Origin of the sequence: Microbulbifer agarilyticus (assembly GCF_001999945.1) — a bacterium.
Lineage (GTDB): Bacteria > Pseudomonadota > Gammaproteobacteria > Pseudomonadales > Cellvibrionaceae > Microbulbifer > Microbulbifer agarilyticus_A.
The window spans coordinates 3,695,686-3,711,957 of sequence record NZ_CP019650.1 but is presented as its reverse complement, the minus strand read 5'-3'; the positions used below and the strand labels follow the sequence as shown (position 1 = coordinate 3,711,957).

Here is a 16,272-nt window from a genome sequence, read left to right as displayed (position 1 = left end):
TTGCCGCCACTCACGTCTCGCAGGATGCAAAGGGCGTGAGTGATCACGCCCTTTTTTTAATTAAAAGTCCTTGAAGTGGGAGGCCGCCACAATGCAACAGGCACCGTTATCCATCTGCGTACTGGGCGGCGGCGCTGCGGGCTGGCTTACTGCAGCGGTACTGGCCGCGGAGCACGGACGTGTTGCCGGCGGTGATTGCAAAATTACTCTGGTCGAGTCACCGACGATTCCCACCATCGGCGTTGGTGAGGGTACCTGGCCTTCGATGCGCGAAACTCTGCGGCGTATCGGCCTCAGTGAGCGACGCTTGTTCACCGAGTGTGATGCAGCATTCAAGCAGGGTTCACTTTTTTCTGCCTGGAAGACCACTGATCCAAACGATCAGTACTACCACCCTTTTTCCTTACCGCATGGCTACTTTGAGCAGGACCTGGCGCCCTTCGCGGAGCGTGAGTACGCCTATGCGGTTTCACCTCAAGCAACTGTCTGTGACGATCATCTCGCTCCCAAACAGCTGGCTACCCCTGAGTATGCGGGGGTGCTCAATTACGGCTATCACTTTGATGCGGTGAAATTCGGTCTGTGCCTGAGTGATCACTGCACACGTAATCTGGGTGTCCAGCATGTGCGTGCAAGTGTGGCGTCGGTACAGAGTGACGTCGAGGGCAATATCATTGCGCTGGTTACGGAAACCGGTGAGAGTCATAGTGCCGACCTGTTCGTAGATTGCTCCGGCCGCGCCGCGGTACTGATTGGTGAGCACTTGCAAGTACCCTGGGTAGATCGCTCGTCTGTTCTGTTTAACGATCGTGCGCTGGCCGTGCAGATTCCTCACACTTCTGACGAATCACCGATTGCTTCGGTCACCCGCTCAACCGCGCGGAGCAACGGTTGGATCTGGGATATCGGGCTGCCGACACGCCGCGGTATGGGATATGTTTACTCCAGTCAGTTCACAGATTCCGATATCGTGGAGTCTGATTTTCGTGAATTTCTCAGCACAGAAGTAACGCAGAAGGCTTTAGAAGAACTCAGTTTTCGCGAGCTGACTTTTCAGCCGGGTCACCGTGAAGTGATGTGGCGCGGCAACTGCGTCGCAGTGGGTATGTCGGCGGGTTTTATCGAGCCACTGGAGGCATCGGCATTGGCCTTAATTGAGCAGAGTGCCGGTCTAATTCGTGATTTTCTACCTGTCAGCAAGGCCCAGATGAAGCTTGCAGCCACGCGCTTCAATAGCCAGATGCTTGCACACTGGGATCACATCATCGAATTTCTAAAACTGCACTATGTACTTTCACAGCGTACCGATTCCGAGTATTGGCTGGCACATCGACGGGCAGAGAGTATCCCGGAATTGCTACAGGAAAACTTAATGCTCTGGCGCCACCGAGCGCCAGCCAGGCAGGACTTTCCGCAGGCGCAATCGCTGTTTCCGCCCGCGAGTTATCGCTATGTCCTGAATGGCATGGCGTATGCGTGTGATCGCACCCGTGCGCCACGTAAAGAGCGGGATGAAGCGCGCGCGAAGGTACTACTGGGCGAAGTGCAAAAGCAGCTTGCCAGTTACAAACAGGGGCTTCCGGGAAATCGCAAGTTGCTCAATCAGTTGGTTGCCCGCAGTCAGACGTCCGGGAGCCCAGAGGAGGTCGGGCGATGAAGTACCCGAAGAATATTCCCGCGGTCGAGACCTGTACCGACGTGAGCGCGGATGAGATCCCGGAATGTATTGCCGGGCGCGCGGAACCAATGATGTTTAAGGGTGCGGCGGCGCACTGGCCGATGGTTTCCGCGGCAAAAGCCGGCAAACTGTCAGACTACCTTGCACCCTTTGATCAGGGGCGCCCACTCATGGTGTTTCGTGCCGGCGCCGAAACCGGAGGGCGAATTTTTTATAATGAACGTATGGAAGGCTTCAATTTTGAACGTACTGCCGGGCAGTTGCTGCCGACCATGCGCGCACTCGAAAGCTATGAGTTCGGTGAAGAATGCTGCTATGTTGGGTCGACTCCTGTAGATCATCACCTTCCGGGCCTGCGCGATACCAACGATATTTCCGTAGGTGATGAAGAGCCACTGGTGTCTTTGTGGTTTGGTAACCGCACCCGCGTCGCTGCCCACTTTGATTTGCCGGAAAACCTGGCCTGTGTGGTTGCGGGCCGTCGCCGCTTTACCTTGTTCGCACCGGAGCAGGTAAACAACCTCTACCCCGGCCCGCTGGATTTCAATCCCGCGGGGCAGACCATAAGCATGGTTGATTTCTATGCCCCTGACTTTGCGCGCTTCCCCCGTTACCGCAAAGCGTTGGAGGCTGCGGTGGTAGCGGAGATGGAGCCCGGAGACGTGCTCTATGTGCCGAGTATGTGGTGGCATCAGGTCGAGGGCCTGGACGACCTCAATGTGCTGGTGAATTACTGGTGGCGCTCAACCCCGACCTGGAGTGGCCTGCCTCAAGATGCGCTGATGCATGCCTTACTCACCGTCGGCGGTCTGCCGCTGGCACAGCGCAAAGCCTGGGGGGCACTGTTTCAACACTTTATGGTGGATAGAGATCAGGCCTGTGAACATATCCCGGAAAGCCGGCACGGGGTGCTCGGCGATTTGAACCGGGATACATCGACAAGAATGAAAAAATTACTCATAGAAAAACTGCAGCGCACGCTGTAATCCTGACAGCGAGTGCAGAAGCGGAGAGAGATATGGCGCAAGCGATTAAAAAGGTGGTGGTCGCCGGTGGTGGTACCGCTGGCTGGATGGCCGCAGCAGCACTTTCCAAATTGATGGGCAAGCAGCTCGATATCACTCTGGTCGAGTCTGAGCAGATCGGCACCATTGGTGTTGGCGAAGCCACGATACCAACGCTGGTCTTTTTTCATCGGCTGCTGGGTATCGATGAAGCCGAATTTTTGCGGGAAACTCAGGGTACCTACAAGCTCGGCATCCAGTTTGAAAACTGGCGCGATGTGGGTAAAGACTACCTCCACGCGTTCGGTGTTACCGGTAGGGATTGTTGGGCCTGTGGCTTCCAGCATTTTTGGCTGCGGGCCAAAGAGCTTGGTTTTGCCGGCGACTTCGGTGAATACTGCTTGGAACGTCGTGCTGCAGAAGAGAACAAATTTACTCACCTGCCGAATAACGGCCTCAATTATGCGTTTCATATCGACGCGAGTCGTTATGCCGCTTACCTGCGTAAATTCAGTGAAGGGTTTGGCGTAAAGCGTGTCGAGGGAAAGATCGATCATGTGCAGCTCCATCCGGAGAACGGCTATATCCGCTCACTGAAACTGGACTCCGGCCAGGAGGTTGAAGGGGATTTTTTTATCGACTGCACCGGCATGCGCGCACTGCTGATTGAGCGGGCCCTGCATACCGGATTTGAATCGTGGTCCCACTGGTTACCTTGCGATAGCGCCATGGCAGTACAGACGGAGGCTGTTGAAGCACCGATTCCCTATACCCGCTCAATCGCTCATGAAAGTGGCTGGCAGTGGCGCATCCCGCTGCAAACGCGGGTCGGCAACGGTCTGGTGTATGCGAGCCGTTATCAGAGCGATGAGTCAGCGCGTACCCAGTTGCTGGAGAATGTTCAGGGGAAGACGCTGACGGAGCCCTTGTCTATCAAATTCCAGACGGGGCGACGCCGCAAGCAGTGGCACAAAAACTGCCTCGCCGTCGGCTTGTCGAGTGGCTTTTTGGAACCCCTAGAATCGACCAGTATTCACCTGATCCAGCAGAATATCGTGCGTTTCCTGCGGTTCTTCCCGCAGCAGGAAATTCACCAGCGCGAAGTCGATGAGTTCAATCGTCAGAGTGAGTTTGATATGGAGCGCATCCGCGACTTCATCATCCTGCATTACAAAGTAACCGATCGTACCGACACTGAATTTTGGCGTCACTGCCGGCAGCTGAGTGTTCCGGATACCTTGGCGGCAAAAATCGACATGTTTCGTGAAACTGGGCATGTCTTCCGTGAAGGCGGTGAGCTGTTTGTGGACTCGTGGCAGCAGGTGATGCTTGGCCAGGGGCTAATGCCAGAACGCTACCACCCACTTGTAGATGCCATGAGTGAACAAGAACTAAAAGGGTTTATTGAACAAGTAAAAAGCAGTGTCGATACCAATGTTGAGAAACTGAAGGATCACAATGTGTACCTGCGTGAGATGCTGGCTAAATCAGCTCCGTAGAGCACGGTGCCTTCTTCCTGCTTCCCATGGTTTCCAATGAATCGGGTCGCCCCACCTTAGTTTAATCCGCAAAGTGGGGCGACCAAGTTTCCGAAACGACGTTAAAAAACGCCTGCTCGTTATTCCAATCAAGGAATGCATAACGATAAAACGATGATGAGGAGACAATGATGAGCAGCAAGTTATTTCACGCTTCCCTTCTTTCGCTTTCGATCGGACTGGTGGCCTGTGGTGGCGGCAGTTCCGGAGGCGCTAACGACAATGATGCGGACCTCGGCGGGCCGGTTGACCCTCCGGCAAGTGACCGGCCCGAGCAATGCCTCGAAGACCCGATGAATTCGGGCTATTGCCTGGTGTGGGCGGATGAATTCTCTGGCGACGGGATCGACTCTGCGAACTGGTCACACGAAGTCAATTGCTGGGGCGGTGGCAACAATGAAGCGCAATGCTACGTCGACGATGCCGAGAATGCCTGGGTCGCCGACGACATGTTACACATCAAGGCGATCCGCCAAGACGCAGTCGGCCCGAGCCGTGTGGATGATGACCCCGCGTACGACCCCAATGATACCAGTGGCAGTGGTAGCTATACCTCTGCGCGCCTCCGCACCAAAGGGCTTGCTGACTGGAAATACGGCCGCTTTGAGATGCGCGCAAAATTGCCGCAAGGGCAGGGCAGCTGGCCGGCGTTCTGGATGCTGCCGACCGAGGGTGTCTACGGCGGTTGGCCGCTGTCCGGTGAAATCGACATTGTGGAAGCGGTCAACCTCAAGGTCGGCGGTGAAGACAAGGTACACGGTACCCTGCATTACGGAGGCAGCTGGCCTGGCAACAAATATTCCGGTGAGTCCTATCAAATTCCCGGCGGATTGAACCCGGCAGACGACTTCCACACCTACGCGGTGGAGTGGGAAGAGGGTGAGGTCCGCTGGTATGTGGATGGTGACCATTACGCAACACAGACCAGCGAGGGGTGGTACACCACCGCCGATCTGGAAAACCCGCTGGCCCCGTTTGATCAGAGCTTCCATCTGATCCTGAATCTCGCGGTGGGCGGCAACTGGCCGGCGAACGTGAACGATACTGGCATCGATGAAAGCGTGTTTCCCCAAGAGTTCGTGATCGACTACGTACGCGTCTATCAGTGCAGTGAAGACTTTGCCACCGGCAAAGGCTGTGGCATGACGGATGGCGACTTCGTTCTCAACCCAGGGATCCAGCCACCGGCAGCACCGGACGGTGACGGCGATGAACTGGTTATTTTTGACGGAGAGGCAAAAGCTCCCTACTCCTGGTTCACCTGGACCGCGAGTGGCGACATCGGCTACGCGACAGTGGATGCTGGCGGTGACTACGGTGATGTCGCCGAAGTGACCTACAACACCAATCAGGGAATCGGTTTCTTTCAGTCCGATGCGACCTATGACCTGAGTGCCTATACCTACGTCGAATTTGACCTGCGGGTGACCGCTGAGCCTGCGGATCCCGGTACAGCGTCTCTGACTTTCCGCGCTGACTGCGTCTATCCCTGCAGCTCCGGTGACTACCCCCTGGATATGCCAGCACTGAACGAGTGGACGCACTTTCAAATTCCAGTCATGGATCTCACCAATGCCGGTCTAAACGCGGCCAGTGTGAACACCCCGTTTATCATTTCTCCAGGGTGGGACAATCAGTTGGGTGCGGTACTTCAGCTCGATAATATCCGCTGGGTTAAGTAATACGGGGTAAGTTTCTCGTCCCATTTCACCCCACCGGGCCTGCACAAGGTGGTCCGGTTCATTTTGCCCGGTGAGGTGAAAGTGGGACGAACCCTGCCGCGAGATTCCGTACAACAAACACTGAGAAAGCCGGGCTTGATCACACAGCACGTGTGACCGCCCGAATCAAATAAGTCAAAGCATTAATAAAAGTTATCAGTGGGATCGGGGGTGTATGGTGTTTAAGGAGCGAATTTTACTGGGGCTCATTTCGGCACTGGTTGCCGGTGGTGGGCTACTGGGCTGTGCCGACCAGGTGGAAAATCAGGTTGCCGACCAGCAGGGCGAGTCGGTGCATCCTCACTGGCCGGTGCTGACCTCGGGAATCGCGAAAGATCCCGAAATAGAGTCGCGTATCGATGCGCTGTTGGCCAAGATGTCGCTGGAAGAAAAAATCGGCCAAATGATTCAGGTCGAGATTCGCTTCGCCACCCCGGACGAAGTGCGTGACTATCACATCGGCTCCATTCTTAACGGTGGTGGCGCCTTCCCCAATAACAACAAGCATGCGAGTGTCGCCGACTGGGTAGCACTGGCGGATGAGTACTATCGCGCGTCGGTGGATACCCGCGACGGCGGTGTGGCAATCCCGATGATCTGGGGCACCGATGCCGTTCACGGCCACAACAATGTGATCGGCGCGACCCTGTTCCCCCACAATATTGCTCTCGGCGCAGCGCAAAACCCCGCGTTGATGCGCAAGATTGGCGAGGCAACCGCAGCGGAAGTTTCCGCGACCGGTATTGAATGGGTATTTGCCCCCACGCTGGCGGTGGTTCGCGATGACCGCTGGGGACGTACCTATGAATCCTATTCCGAAGACCCCGAGCTGGTACGCGCCTACGCGGGTGAGCTGGTGCAGGGCATGCAGGGTGCCCCCGGTGACCAGGAAATCTTGAACGGTAAGCGCGTTGTTAGTACAGCCAAGCACTATATCGCCGATGGTGGTACCGAGAATGGCATCGACCGTGGCGATGCGATCATGAGCGAAGAGGACCTAATCAAGTATCACGCTCAGGGTTACTTCTCCGCGATTGAAGCCGGCGTACAGACCGTAATGGCCTCATTCAGCAGCTGGAACGGCGAGAAATTACACGGCCACAAATACCTGATGACCGACGTGCTGAAAGAGCGCCTTGGCTTCGACGGCTTTGTGGTGGGTGACTGGGCTGGCCACCAGTTCGTCAACGGCTGCAGCAATGTGAGTTGCCCGCAGGCGATCAACGCCGGCCTGGATATGTTTATGGCGCCGGACCCGAACTGGCGGGAGCTGTACAAAAATACCCTGGCCGAGGCGAAAAGCGGTGAAATTTCTCCCGCGCGCCTGGACGACGCGGTGCGCCGTATTCTGCGCGTGAAACTGCGCGCGGGCCTGTTTGAGGCCGGCCTGCCTTCAGCCCGTCCTTTTGCCGGTGATGAGAGCCTGATTGGTGCCGCCGAGCACCGCGCTATTGCCCGACAGGCGGTGCGCGAGTCTTTGGTATTGCTCAAGAACAACGACCAACTGTTGCCGTTGGCCCGCAATCAACGGGTTCTGGTTGCAGGCGACGGAGCCGACAACATCGGCAAGCAATCCGGCGGCTGGAGTATTACCTGGCAGGGCACAGGGAACGAGAATGCGGATTTCCCGGGTGCGACTTCCGTGTACGGTGGTATTAATGAAGTTGTTACTGCGGCCGGTGGCCAGGTAGAGCTGTCGGCAGACGGCAGCTTCGAGGAAAAACCGGACGTGGCCGTGGTGGTCTTTGGTGAGGATCCATATGCAGAGATGCAGGGTGACATCGCCAATGTAAATTACGCTGGTGCATCCGACCTGGCTCTGCTGAAGAAATTGCGTGACCAGGGTATCCCGGTTGTAAGTTTGTTCATCACTGGTCGCCCATTGTGGGTTAACCCGCATATCAATGCCTCCGATGCTTTTGCGGTGATCTGGCTGCCGGGTACCGAAGCGGGTGGCGTGGCCGACGTTCTTTTCCGCGATGAGGCTGGCAACGTAAACTTCGATTTCACCGGCAAGTTGACCTTCTCCTGGCCAGGCGACGCAACTCCAGCGTTGCACAATCGTGGTGAAAGTGAAGCCGTGGCACAGTTTGCTTATGGTTATGGCCTGAGCTATGAGGAAGGCATGGAGCTCACGCTCCTGTCAGAGGAAAGTGGTCTGCAGCCTGTTTCAGGCAGCGGCACGCTGGCAGTGTTCAACGGCCGTGCGTTGGACCCATGGCGCTTCGAGGTGATCGATGCCACAAATACCCGCTCAACCATTGCCAGCAGTGTGTCTGAGTTGAATGGTATCCGTGTGCAATCCGTAGACCGCAACGTGCAGGAAGACAGCCGTCGCCTGCAGTGGAACGGGCAGGGCAATGCGATTGCCGGTTTCTTCGCGAACCAGCGCACCGATCTCTCCGGCTTTGTCAGTAACCAGGGTGCACTGATCTTTGATGTAAAAGTGGATGCGGCCCCCAGCGACGCGGTAATCCTCGGCATGAATTGCGGTATGGATTGTGGTGCCGAGCAGCCGATTACCGATTTGCTGAAAGGCGTGGCGCAAGGGAAGTGGCAAACCCTCGCCGTCGACCTGAAGTGTCTAGCTGAAGCAGGCGGGAAGATGGATCTGGTATTGTCACCCTTCTACGTACGCACTGCGGGTGAGCTGGATATGACGGTGCACAATGTGCGCATCGCTCAGACCGATACGGCGAAAGTGAGCTGTGGTTAACACCACAGCCTGACCCGACGAAGCAAAGCCGCTGGCGACCAAGGGACTGGTCGCCAGCGGCTTTTTTGTTTCTCTTTCACATATTGGTTAAGAAACCTTGGCATCCGCCAGCGCTTGCTTGCGGAACTCGGTGGGCGACATGCCGACGAGACGGCTGAAGAAACGGTGGAAGGCTGACTTGCTATTGAAGCCTGACTCCAGCAATACATCGAGTACGGTCATGTCCGCCTTACCGGGGTCGGCTAATAGAGACTTGGCCGCTTCCACGCGGTAGCTGTTTACGTACTCAAAGAAGTTGGTACCGAAGTGTTTATTGATTACCGCGGAAACTTCTTTCGCTGGAAGTGCGATTCGGTCAGAAAATTGTTCCAGGTTCAGGTTTTTTTTCAGGTAAATCTTGTCGCTCTCCATGGCATTTCGCACCTTCTCGATTGCCGGCTCCGAGGGCTCGTCTTCCTCCGGAACGCGTTCCTGGCTTGTCTCTTCCGGTTGGGTGGCCAGTAACTGGTGCGCATAGGTGAGGCTGTAGGCGAAGAAGGCATTAATCAGGATGAACGACAGATAGTTGTCGGCAATCCCCATATAGTCGGCCACGCTCTGGCTGGAGAATTTGGCCACCACATGCACCACGGTGGTCCAGGCCCAGGCCACACATACGCCCCACACCAGAGCGGTTAACCAGTTGAGTTCGACCTCTGAGTAATGGGAGTACTCATCCTTCAGCGCGTGACGGTAGCGGCGGAGCTGTCGCAGTGCCGCAACCGCGTAGGCGAAGGGCGCCAAAGAGGCAAGATCCCAGACCAGCGAGATGACGGTCGCCGAAAACCCCTGTCCAGCGGCCGCGTGGCGCAAGTCATTGCTCGAGATGTTGAAAATCGCCAGGCACAGAATCACTAGTAGCGCCGGCAGGAGGTGTAAGGCCATGCCTCGCGTAAACGTAAAATTCTGGCGGGTGAGCGAGCAGACATAAAGATAGATCGCCGGCCCCTTGAGCAGCAATGCGCTAAACAGCAGGTAAGGGAGCAGTGTCTGTTCGAGCCAGGGCGCCAGTGAAAACTGGTCGTTCCACAGAGCCAGGGTGCAGGCCGAGGCGACGGCAATAATAAGCAGAAACGCAATCAACAGCCGGCCGTCATGGCGGGAGCGGGTCGGGAGGATCGCCTGGAACACTGCCAGCAGCAGGCATTCCGCAGCGGTCATCAATAGCACCACGTCGTGAATATTGAAAATATATTGTTTCATGTGCGCATCGCCGGTGGGGTTTGTCGTTGTTATATTTTTATTGTTTTGTAATGTCGCCAGTATATGAAAATTCCCCAGGAGGGAGGAGTGGCACCGAGCGTGTAGGCCCCTTGCGGGCTTCCCGTTTACGAAAAGTTGCAAAGTGAACCCCCCCAGTTTGCCCGCTTGAGCAAAGTGGGGCGATTTTCAGGGTGGGAAGCGCGACTCTATGAGGTGTCGGGTACGCTGAACAGCGTTCGACATCATCTTTCCTCTCCCTGTTACGGGTCTCTTCTCGTCGCCCCATTGGGACCGGCAGGTATTTCCTGCCGGGCTTTTCTTTGTGCGGTTTGGCTTATTGGTCACAGCTCGCTGCTATTTGCAAAACATTGAGAAAAGAGTCATCAATAGAATCGCCTCGGATATGGGCCACGTCTATTCTGGTGTCTCTGCCCGGTATTTTTGCCGTTTATCGTCGTGGTAAATCGTATTTTTTGAGTTCGTTGGTGGCGTAGTAGGTGCGGGATAGGGAAAGGGAAAGGGGTGTTTCGTAGTTTTATTACGGAGTCGTGTTGACGCCACCTTCCTCCAGATAGTACCTATTTCTTCGCTGTTGGGATATTTTTTGCCGGCCAGGTCTGGAATTTATCGTCTGAAATCATTACCTTAGCGCGCCTTCACAGCGCTTTTGTAAATTTACTACAGGGATTGTCCCCTCGTGTTGACCCAAGGAACGTATTCATGACCAGAATCGTCGCAGATATCGGCGGTACCAACGCCCGCTTCGCGGTGGCCATTCCTGAGGGAAGTGGTTATCGGCTGGACGCTATTCAGGTGGTGAACTGCGCTAAGTTTGGTGACTTTTACGCTGCGATGGGTCAATGGCTCGAAGAGCTGTCGTGCGATGTGCCCAAGGAGGCGTGTGTTGCCGTTGCCGGCCCCGTGGAAAAGACCCCGCAGGGTGGCCGGGTAACCATGACCAACCTGGGTTGGGATATCCGCGCAGAAGAGTTGTGTGCGCGCTTTTCGTTCGAGCGCGCCCTGGTTGTTAATGATTTCGCTGCTTTGGCTTTGTCTCTGCCACGCCTGCCTGAAGCCGATAAGTGGGCCCTGCGCGATGTACCTGCGCAGCAAGCGGGGCCGATGGTGGTTCTGGGGCCGGGTACCGGCCTTGGCGTTGCAGGTCTGGTCAGCGAAGGCGGCAGCTACCGTGTGGTGCCCGGCGAGGGCGGCCATGCCAACCTCTCTGCTGGCAGCGAGCGCGAACTGGAGCTGCTGCGCATCCTCGCTCGCGAGCAGATGCCGGTATATAACGAGTATGTGTTGAGCGGCGGTGGTCTGGTGAACCTGTACCGCGCCGTATGCGCGCTCCACGGTCGCCCGGCAGAAGAGCTGACTCCGCCAGACGTCAGTGGCCGCGGCCTGGATGGTTCCGACTCAATGTGCCGTGAAACCCTGATCGACTTCCTCAACTTCCTCGGTAGCGCCGCTGGTGATGCTGCCCTCTACTATGTCGCCCGCGGTGGTGTATTCCTCGGTGGTGGCGTGCTGCCGCGCATCGAATCCCTGTTGCCTGAAAGTGAATTCGAGCAGCGCTTTGTGACCAAAGGGCAGCTCGGTGACTGGTTGCAGGGGGTGCGGGTAGAAGTGCTGAAGGCCGGCTACCCGGCGCTGATTGGCGCTGCCGCCTGGCTGGAGCGCTAATCTGAGCGTATTTGCCTTTATATTTGCTCATCTGGGGCTGAACATTTTTTGTACGCCCCGTATAATCCCCGCCTCGATGGTGATCTGGGTCGGCCCCCTCCTCCTCTGCCGACCCTAGCTTCTCCCCCTCCTCCCCCCTGGGGGGTGGAGGATATGGACTTCGGGTAAGCCTAGGATGGCATTACTCACCATAACGATAAGTCCAAGGGAGATGATGATGAGTCTGACAAACAAACGATTTCGACCGGCGCTGCTGTCCGCAGCTATCGCCGCGTCCGTAACTTCCGTTGGCGTATTCGCGCAGGAAGAAGACGGAAACACTGGCCTCGAAGAGATTACCGTTACCGGTTTCCGTAAGAGTGTTATGGACTCCATCGGAACCAAACGCGATGCCACATCGGTAGTTGAAGCTATTTCTGCAGAAGATATTGGCAAGCTGCCGGATTCCTCTATCGCTGACGCGATCTCCCGTCTGCCAGGTCTTGCGACCCAGCGTCTGGACGGTCGTTCTAGCCGCGTATCTATTCGTGGTTTCGGTGAAAACGAAAGCGCCACCACCTTCAATGGTCGTGAGCAGGTTTCCATCAGTGATAACCGCGGCGTAGAGTTCGATCTCTACCCCTCCGAAATTATGAGCGGTGTTACCGTTCACAAAACTCCGCAGGCCAACATCGATGCTGAAGGCATCGCTGGCGTGATTGACATGCAAACCGTTAAGCCGCTTGAGCGCGGTGAGCGTACTGTGCAGTTCAACGGCCAGATGGAAATGACTGGATTCGATAAGTTGAATCCAGACGGTGAAGACCAGGGCCAGCGTTTCACCTTCTCTTATATCGACCAGTTTGCCGATGACACCATTGGTGTGGCACTGGCTGTAAACTCCATGAGCTCTCCGAGCCAGGAAGAGCGTTGGAATTCCTGGGGCTACCCTGAATTTGAAGTAGACGGCGAGCAATACTCCATTCTTGGTGGTGCCAAGCCGTTTGTACGCTCTTCTGTGCTGGATCGTGACTCAGTCATGTTGGTTGTCCAGGCTCAGCCTAACGATCGCCTGAACACTACTTTTGATGCTCTGTACGTAGACTTCGCCGATGAAAAAATTCTGCGCGGTATCGAAGTACCGTTCGCATGGGGCCAGGGTTCCTTGTCCGCAGATTTTGCTGACGTTGATCCAGCCACCGGCTTTATCACCAGCGCCAATACTGACGGCCAGCGTGTTGTTGTACGTAACGACTTCGAAAGCCGCAAAGCGGAGCTGACCTCTTTCGGCTTCAATGCCGAGTTTGAAGCGACCGACGATCTGCAGCTGGAATTCGATGTCAGCCACTCTGCGGTTGAGCGTCAAATCTGGAGCTTCGAAAGCTACGCAGGTACTGGCCGTGGTAACGACAATGGTGTTGCTGACAACCTGAGCTATACCTTCAAGCCGGGCAACACTGGAGTGAACTTCACTCATGAACTGGATTACAGTGATTTTGACCTGATTCAGCTGGGTGGCCCGCTGACTTGGGGCTGGAGCCAGGCACTGAACGACAGCCTGGGCATCACCGGTACTCCGCTGGAAAACTCTGGTCAGGACGGCTTCCTGAATACTCCTGAAATTGATGACGAGCTGACCTCCCTGAAGCTGGCTGCAACCCAAATGGTTGAAGCTGGTATCGTCAATGAAATCAGCTACGGTATCTCTTACCGCGATCGCGAAAAGACCAAGCGCTCTCAGGGTTACTACATGACCCTTGACGGTTTCCCGACTGAATTCGAGGGTACTCTGGTTGTGCCTGAGCAGTACCGTCTGGGCAGCACCTCTCTCGACTTTATCGGTATGGGCGACATGGTTGCGTACGACGCGCGCGGCCTGCTGAACGACGGTTACTACAACCTGACTGACGAAGCCTTGACTGGTATTCAGCACCTCACCGGTTCTTACACCGTGCAGGAAGCGGTTACTGCTGCGTTTGTGCAGGCGAACTTCGAAACTGAAGTTGTTGGCTTCCCGCTGACCGGTAATTTGGGTGCGCGCTATGTGCATACCGACCAGCGCTCCGAAGGCTACGCTGGTGATGTTCGAGACGGACTGGTAGTTGGCGTTGAGAACAATGTCGAGCACGACTATGGTCACTTCCTTCCTAGCTTGAACCTGTCTCTGGCTCTGACCGATGCGCAGACTGTACGTTTCGGTGCAGCGAAGACCATTTCCCGTGCGCGCATGGATGAGATGAACTCTTCTGTTACCGTTTCTCCTTCTGGCAGCCCGGATGGCAACGGAAACTTCTGGTCTGTTGGCGGCGGTAACCCGTACCTGGAGCCGAAAGAAGCTGTAGGTCTGGACCTGTCTTACGAGAACTACTTCAGCGAAGAGGGATACTTCTCTGTAGCGCTATTCTGGAAAGATCTGAGCAGCTGGCACTTCGATGACAACTACGTAATCGATATCGCTGAAATGCCTGGATATGATCCGGCTCGTGCCGAGCCTGGCGCAGGCTCACTCGCGACTCGCTACAGTAAGGTCAACGGTGGCGGTGGTACCCTGCAGGGTTACGAACTGTCTGGTTCCCTGCCGTTCAACATCTTCCACGAGAGCCTTGATGGTTTTGGTCTTATCGCCAGCCACACTGGCCTGAGCCAGGACATCGAAGACCTGAATGGTAATGAGTTTGAACTGCCAGGTCTGTCTGAGAGCATCCAGACTTTCACTGTGTACTACGACAACCACGGCTTCTCCGCCCGTACCAGCCTGCGTAAGCGCGATGACTTCAAAGGCGAAGTTTACGGTACTGGCTTCTCTACCGAGCAGGTGGATGTAGTTGGCGAAACTCTGGTTGATGCGCAAATCGGTTACGATTTTGCTGAGTCCGGCATCGGTGGTCTGGAAGGACTGTCCGTATTCCTGCAAGGTCAGAACCTGACCGACGAGCCGTTCACCACTCTGAGTGGCGACAACGCTCTGCAGGTTCGTGACTACCAGAGCTACGGCAAGACTTACCTGATGGGCTTCAGCTACAAGCTGTAATGCCTAGGTTAGTCTAGACCTTAGGTCGAAAGCCCTTGCAACCTGTGTTGCAGGGGCTTTTTTTTGTCTGGGCGTTCTTATAAACGCATGTGGGATGGTGTTCCGAGCAATGTATACTTTTTGCTAGGTTAGCAGTGCAACATCACACAAGACTCTTTCATTACAGGCTTGCGAAATAACGTGAATAACAAAGTAGTAAAAAATCTGGTTATCTTAGGTGGCGGTACAGCCGGCTGGATTACGGCCGCGCTAATGTGCAAGGTGCTTGGCAAGTCAATTAACATTACTCTCGTCGAGTCAGACAAGATTGGTACAGTCGGCGTTGGTGAAGCCACGATCCCGCCAATCATTAACTTTAACCAGGCACTCGGTTTAGACGAGAAAGAGTTCCTGCGTGAAACCAAGGGTACTATCAAACTGGGCATCCAGTTTGAAAACTGGTTGAAGCGAGGCGATAGCTACATGCACGCCTTTGGCACTATCGGGAAGAACTTTCCCTTTTGTGATTTTCACCATTTTTGGGTACGTCATCGCCAGAATGGCGGAACGGAAAGTCTCTGGGATTACTCCCTGAATTACCAGGCTGCAAAAAACAACAAGTTCTCGCCCCTGGGTCAGATCAAAGGTACTAACCTCCCGGGCATTTCATACGCCTATCATTTTGATGCAGGGCTATATGCCCAGTTTCTGCGCAAGTACGCGGAGAGTAAGGGTGTTACGCGTATTGAGGGGACCGTAGATGAAGTCAAACTCAACCCTGAAAGCGGCTACGTCGAAAAGTTAGTACTGGAAGGTGGCCGTGAAGTACCGGGTGACCTCTTTGTCGACTGCACCGGTATGGCTGCACTGCTGATTCACAAAGCATTGGGGGTTGGCTATGACGACTGGTCCCATTGGCTGCCGTGTGACCGTGCGCAGGCGGTACCCAGCGCGCTGGTAAAACCCATTGTCCCTTATACGCGGTCGATTGCGCATGAAGCCGGGTGGCAGTGGCGGATACCGCTGCAGCATCGCACGGGTAATGGTCTGGTGTATTCCAGTCGCCACTGGACAGATGAGCAGGCGCGCGAAGTTCTCATGTCCAATCTCGATGCGGAACCCCTCGCAGATCCGAAAGTTATTCGTTTCCGTACCGGTCGCCGGCGTGAGGCGTGGCGCAAGAATGTGGTGGCGATTGGACTTTCCAGCGGGTTCCTGGAGCCGCTGGAGTCCACCAGTATCCATATGATTCAGACTGCAGCTACCCGGCTGATAAAATGCTTCCCGCATCGAGGAATTCGTGCGGAAGAGGTTGCGGAATACAATCGTCAGTCCCAGGTGGAAATTGAGCGCATTCGCGATTTTATCATTCTGCATTACAAGGCTAATCAGCGTCGCGACAGTGAGTTCTGGCGGCAGTGCGAGGAAATGGCGGTTCCGGACTCCCTGCATGAGAAAATGGAGCTGTTCCGCAGGTCCGGGAAGGCGTTTCGGGATTTCGACGATTTATTTACCGAGGTGGCGTGGCAGCAAGTACTTATTGGGCAGGGTGTAATGCCTGAGGACCACCATGTAATTGCTGATGGGCTTAGCGATAGTCAGCTGACTGATTTGATGGAAAGCTTGCAGACCTTGATCCAGGGAACAGTAAAGCAGCTTGCCGATCACGACGACTTCTTGGCTTCTTTGTAATTTCCTGTG

General features: G+C 55.4%; 9 protein-coding genes. 8 read left to right on the top strand and 1 reads right to left on the bottom strand.

All coding sequences use genetic code 11. The features are described 5' to 3' along the window. Positions 1–91 precede the first annotated feature (91 nt). The 5 genes from Mag101_RS15415 to Mag101_RS15395 all read left to right on the top strand — a co-directional run bounded on the left by Mag101_RS15415 (position 92) and on the right by Mag101_RS15395 (position 8,657). Positions 92–1,657: a tryptophan halogenase family protein gene (locus Mag101_RS15415; protein ID WP_077407032.1), complete on the top strand. Its 1,566-nt coding sequence runs from the start codon at positions 92–94 to the stop codon at positions 1,655–1,657. Further along, positions 1,654–2,664 (top strand): cupin-like domain-containing protein, encoded by a 1,011-nt coding sequence (locus Mag101_RS15410; RefSeq protein ID WP_077407029.1) that lies wholly within the window; start codon positions 1,654–1,656, stop codon positions 2,662–2,664. Before Mag101_RS15415 ends, Mag101_RS15410 begins: the two co-directional genes overlap by 4 nt. 32 nt (positions 2,665–2,696) lie before the next feature. Further along, positions 2,697–4,181, top strand: coding sequence for a tryptophan halogenase family protein (locus Mag101_RS15405; protein ID WP_077407026.1), 1,485 nt, complete (start codon positions 2,697–2,699; stop codon positions 4,179–4,181). Between the two features lie 170 nt (positions 4,182–4,351). Next, positions 4,352–5,902, top strand: a complete 1,551-nt coding sequence (locus Mag101_RS15400; protein ID WP_157520438.1) for a glycoside hydrolase family 16 protein — start codon at positions 4,352–4,354, stop codon at positions 5,900–5,902. 214 nt (positions 5,903–6,116) lie between these two features. Continuing rightward, a complete protein-coding gene (locus tag Mag101_RS15395; RefSeq protein WP_077407018.1) occupies positions 6,117–8,657 on the top strand; it encodes a glycoside hydrolase family 3 protein in 2,541 nt (846 codons plus the stop codon). Positions 8,658–8,744: 87 nt separating this feature from the next. Here the strand turns inward: Mag101_RS15395 and Mag101_RS15390 are convergent, their stop codons facing one another. After that, complete coding sequence (locus Mag101_RS15390; RefSeq protein ID WP_077407015.1) at positions 8,745–9,899, bottom strand: helix-turn-helix domain-containing protein; 1,155 nt, start codon at positions 9,897–9,899, stop codon at positions 8,745–8,747. A 720-nt stretch (positions 9,900–10,619) separates the two neighbouring features. Here Mag101_RS15390 and glk point away from each other — a divergent pair. From glk to Mag101_RS15375, 3 genes are all read left to right on the top strand, one after another. After that, positions 10,620–11,582, top strand: coding sequence for a glucokinase (gene glk, locus Mag101_RS15385; RefSeq protein WP_077407011.1), 963 nt, complete (start codon positions 10,620–10,622; stop codon positions 11,580–11,582). A 217-nt stretch (positions 11,583–11,799) separates the two neighbouring features. Continuing rightward, positions 11,800–14,592, top strand: coding sequence for a TonB-dependent receptor (locus tag Mag101_RS15380; RefSeq protein ID WP_077407008.1), 2,793 nt, complete (start codon positions 11,800–11,802; stop codon positions 14,590–14,592). 180 nt (positions 14,593–14,772) lie between these two features. After that, a complete protein-coding gene (locus Mag101_RS15375; protein WP_077407005.1) occupies positions 14,773–16,263 on the top strand; it encodes a tryptophan halogenase family protein in 1,491 nt (496 codons plus the stop codon). Positions 16,264–16,272: the final 9 nt, after the last annotated feature.

What these genes read in the sequence shown, in the direction of transcription:
- Mag101_RS15415 (WP_077407032.1), top strand. Translation starts at nt 92, where the DNA reads ATGCAACAGGCACCGTTATCCATCTGCGTACTGGGCGGCGGCGCTGCG.
- Mag101_RS15410 (WP_077407029.1), top strand. Translation starts at nt 1,654, where the DNA reads ATGAAGTACCCGAAGAATATTCCCGCGGTCGAGACCTGTACCGACGTG.
- Mag101_RS15405 (WP_077407026.1), top strand. Translation starts at nt 2,697, where the DNA reads ATGGCGCAAGCGATTAAAAAGGTGGTGGTCGCCGGTGGTGGTACCGCT.
- Mag101_RS15400 (WP_157520438.1), top strand. Translation starts at nt 4,352, where the DNA reads ATGAGCAGCAAGTTATTTCACGCTTCCCTTCTTTCGCTTTCGATCGGA.
- Mag101_RS15395 (WP_077407018.1), top strand. Translation starts at nt 6,117, where the DNA reads ATGGTGTTTAAGGAGCGAATTTTACTGGGGCTCATTTCGGCACTGGTT.
- Mag101_RS15390 (WP_077407015.1), bottom strand. Translation starts at nt 9,899, where the DNA reads ATGAAACAATATATTTTCAATATTCACGACGTGGTGCTATTGATGACC.
- glk (WP_077407011.1), top strand. Translation starts at nt 10,620, where the DNA reads ATGACCAGAATCGTCGCAGATATCGGCGGTACCAACGCCCGCTTCGCG.
- Mag101_RS15380 (WP_077407008.1), top strand. Translation starts at nt 11,800, where the DNA reads ATGAGTCTGACAAACAAACGATTTCGACCGGCGCTGCTGTCCGCAGCT.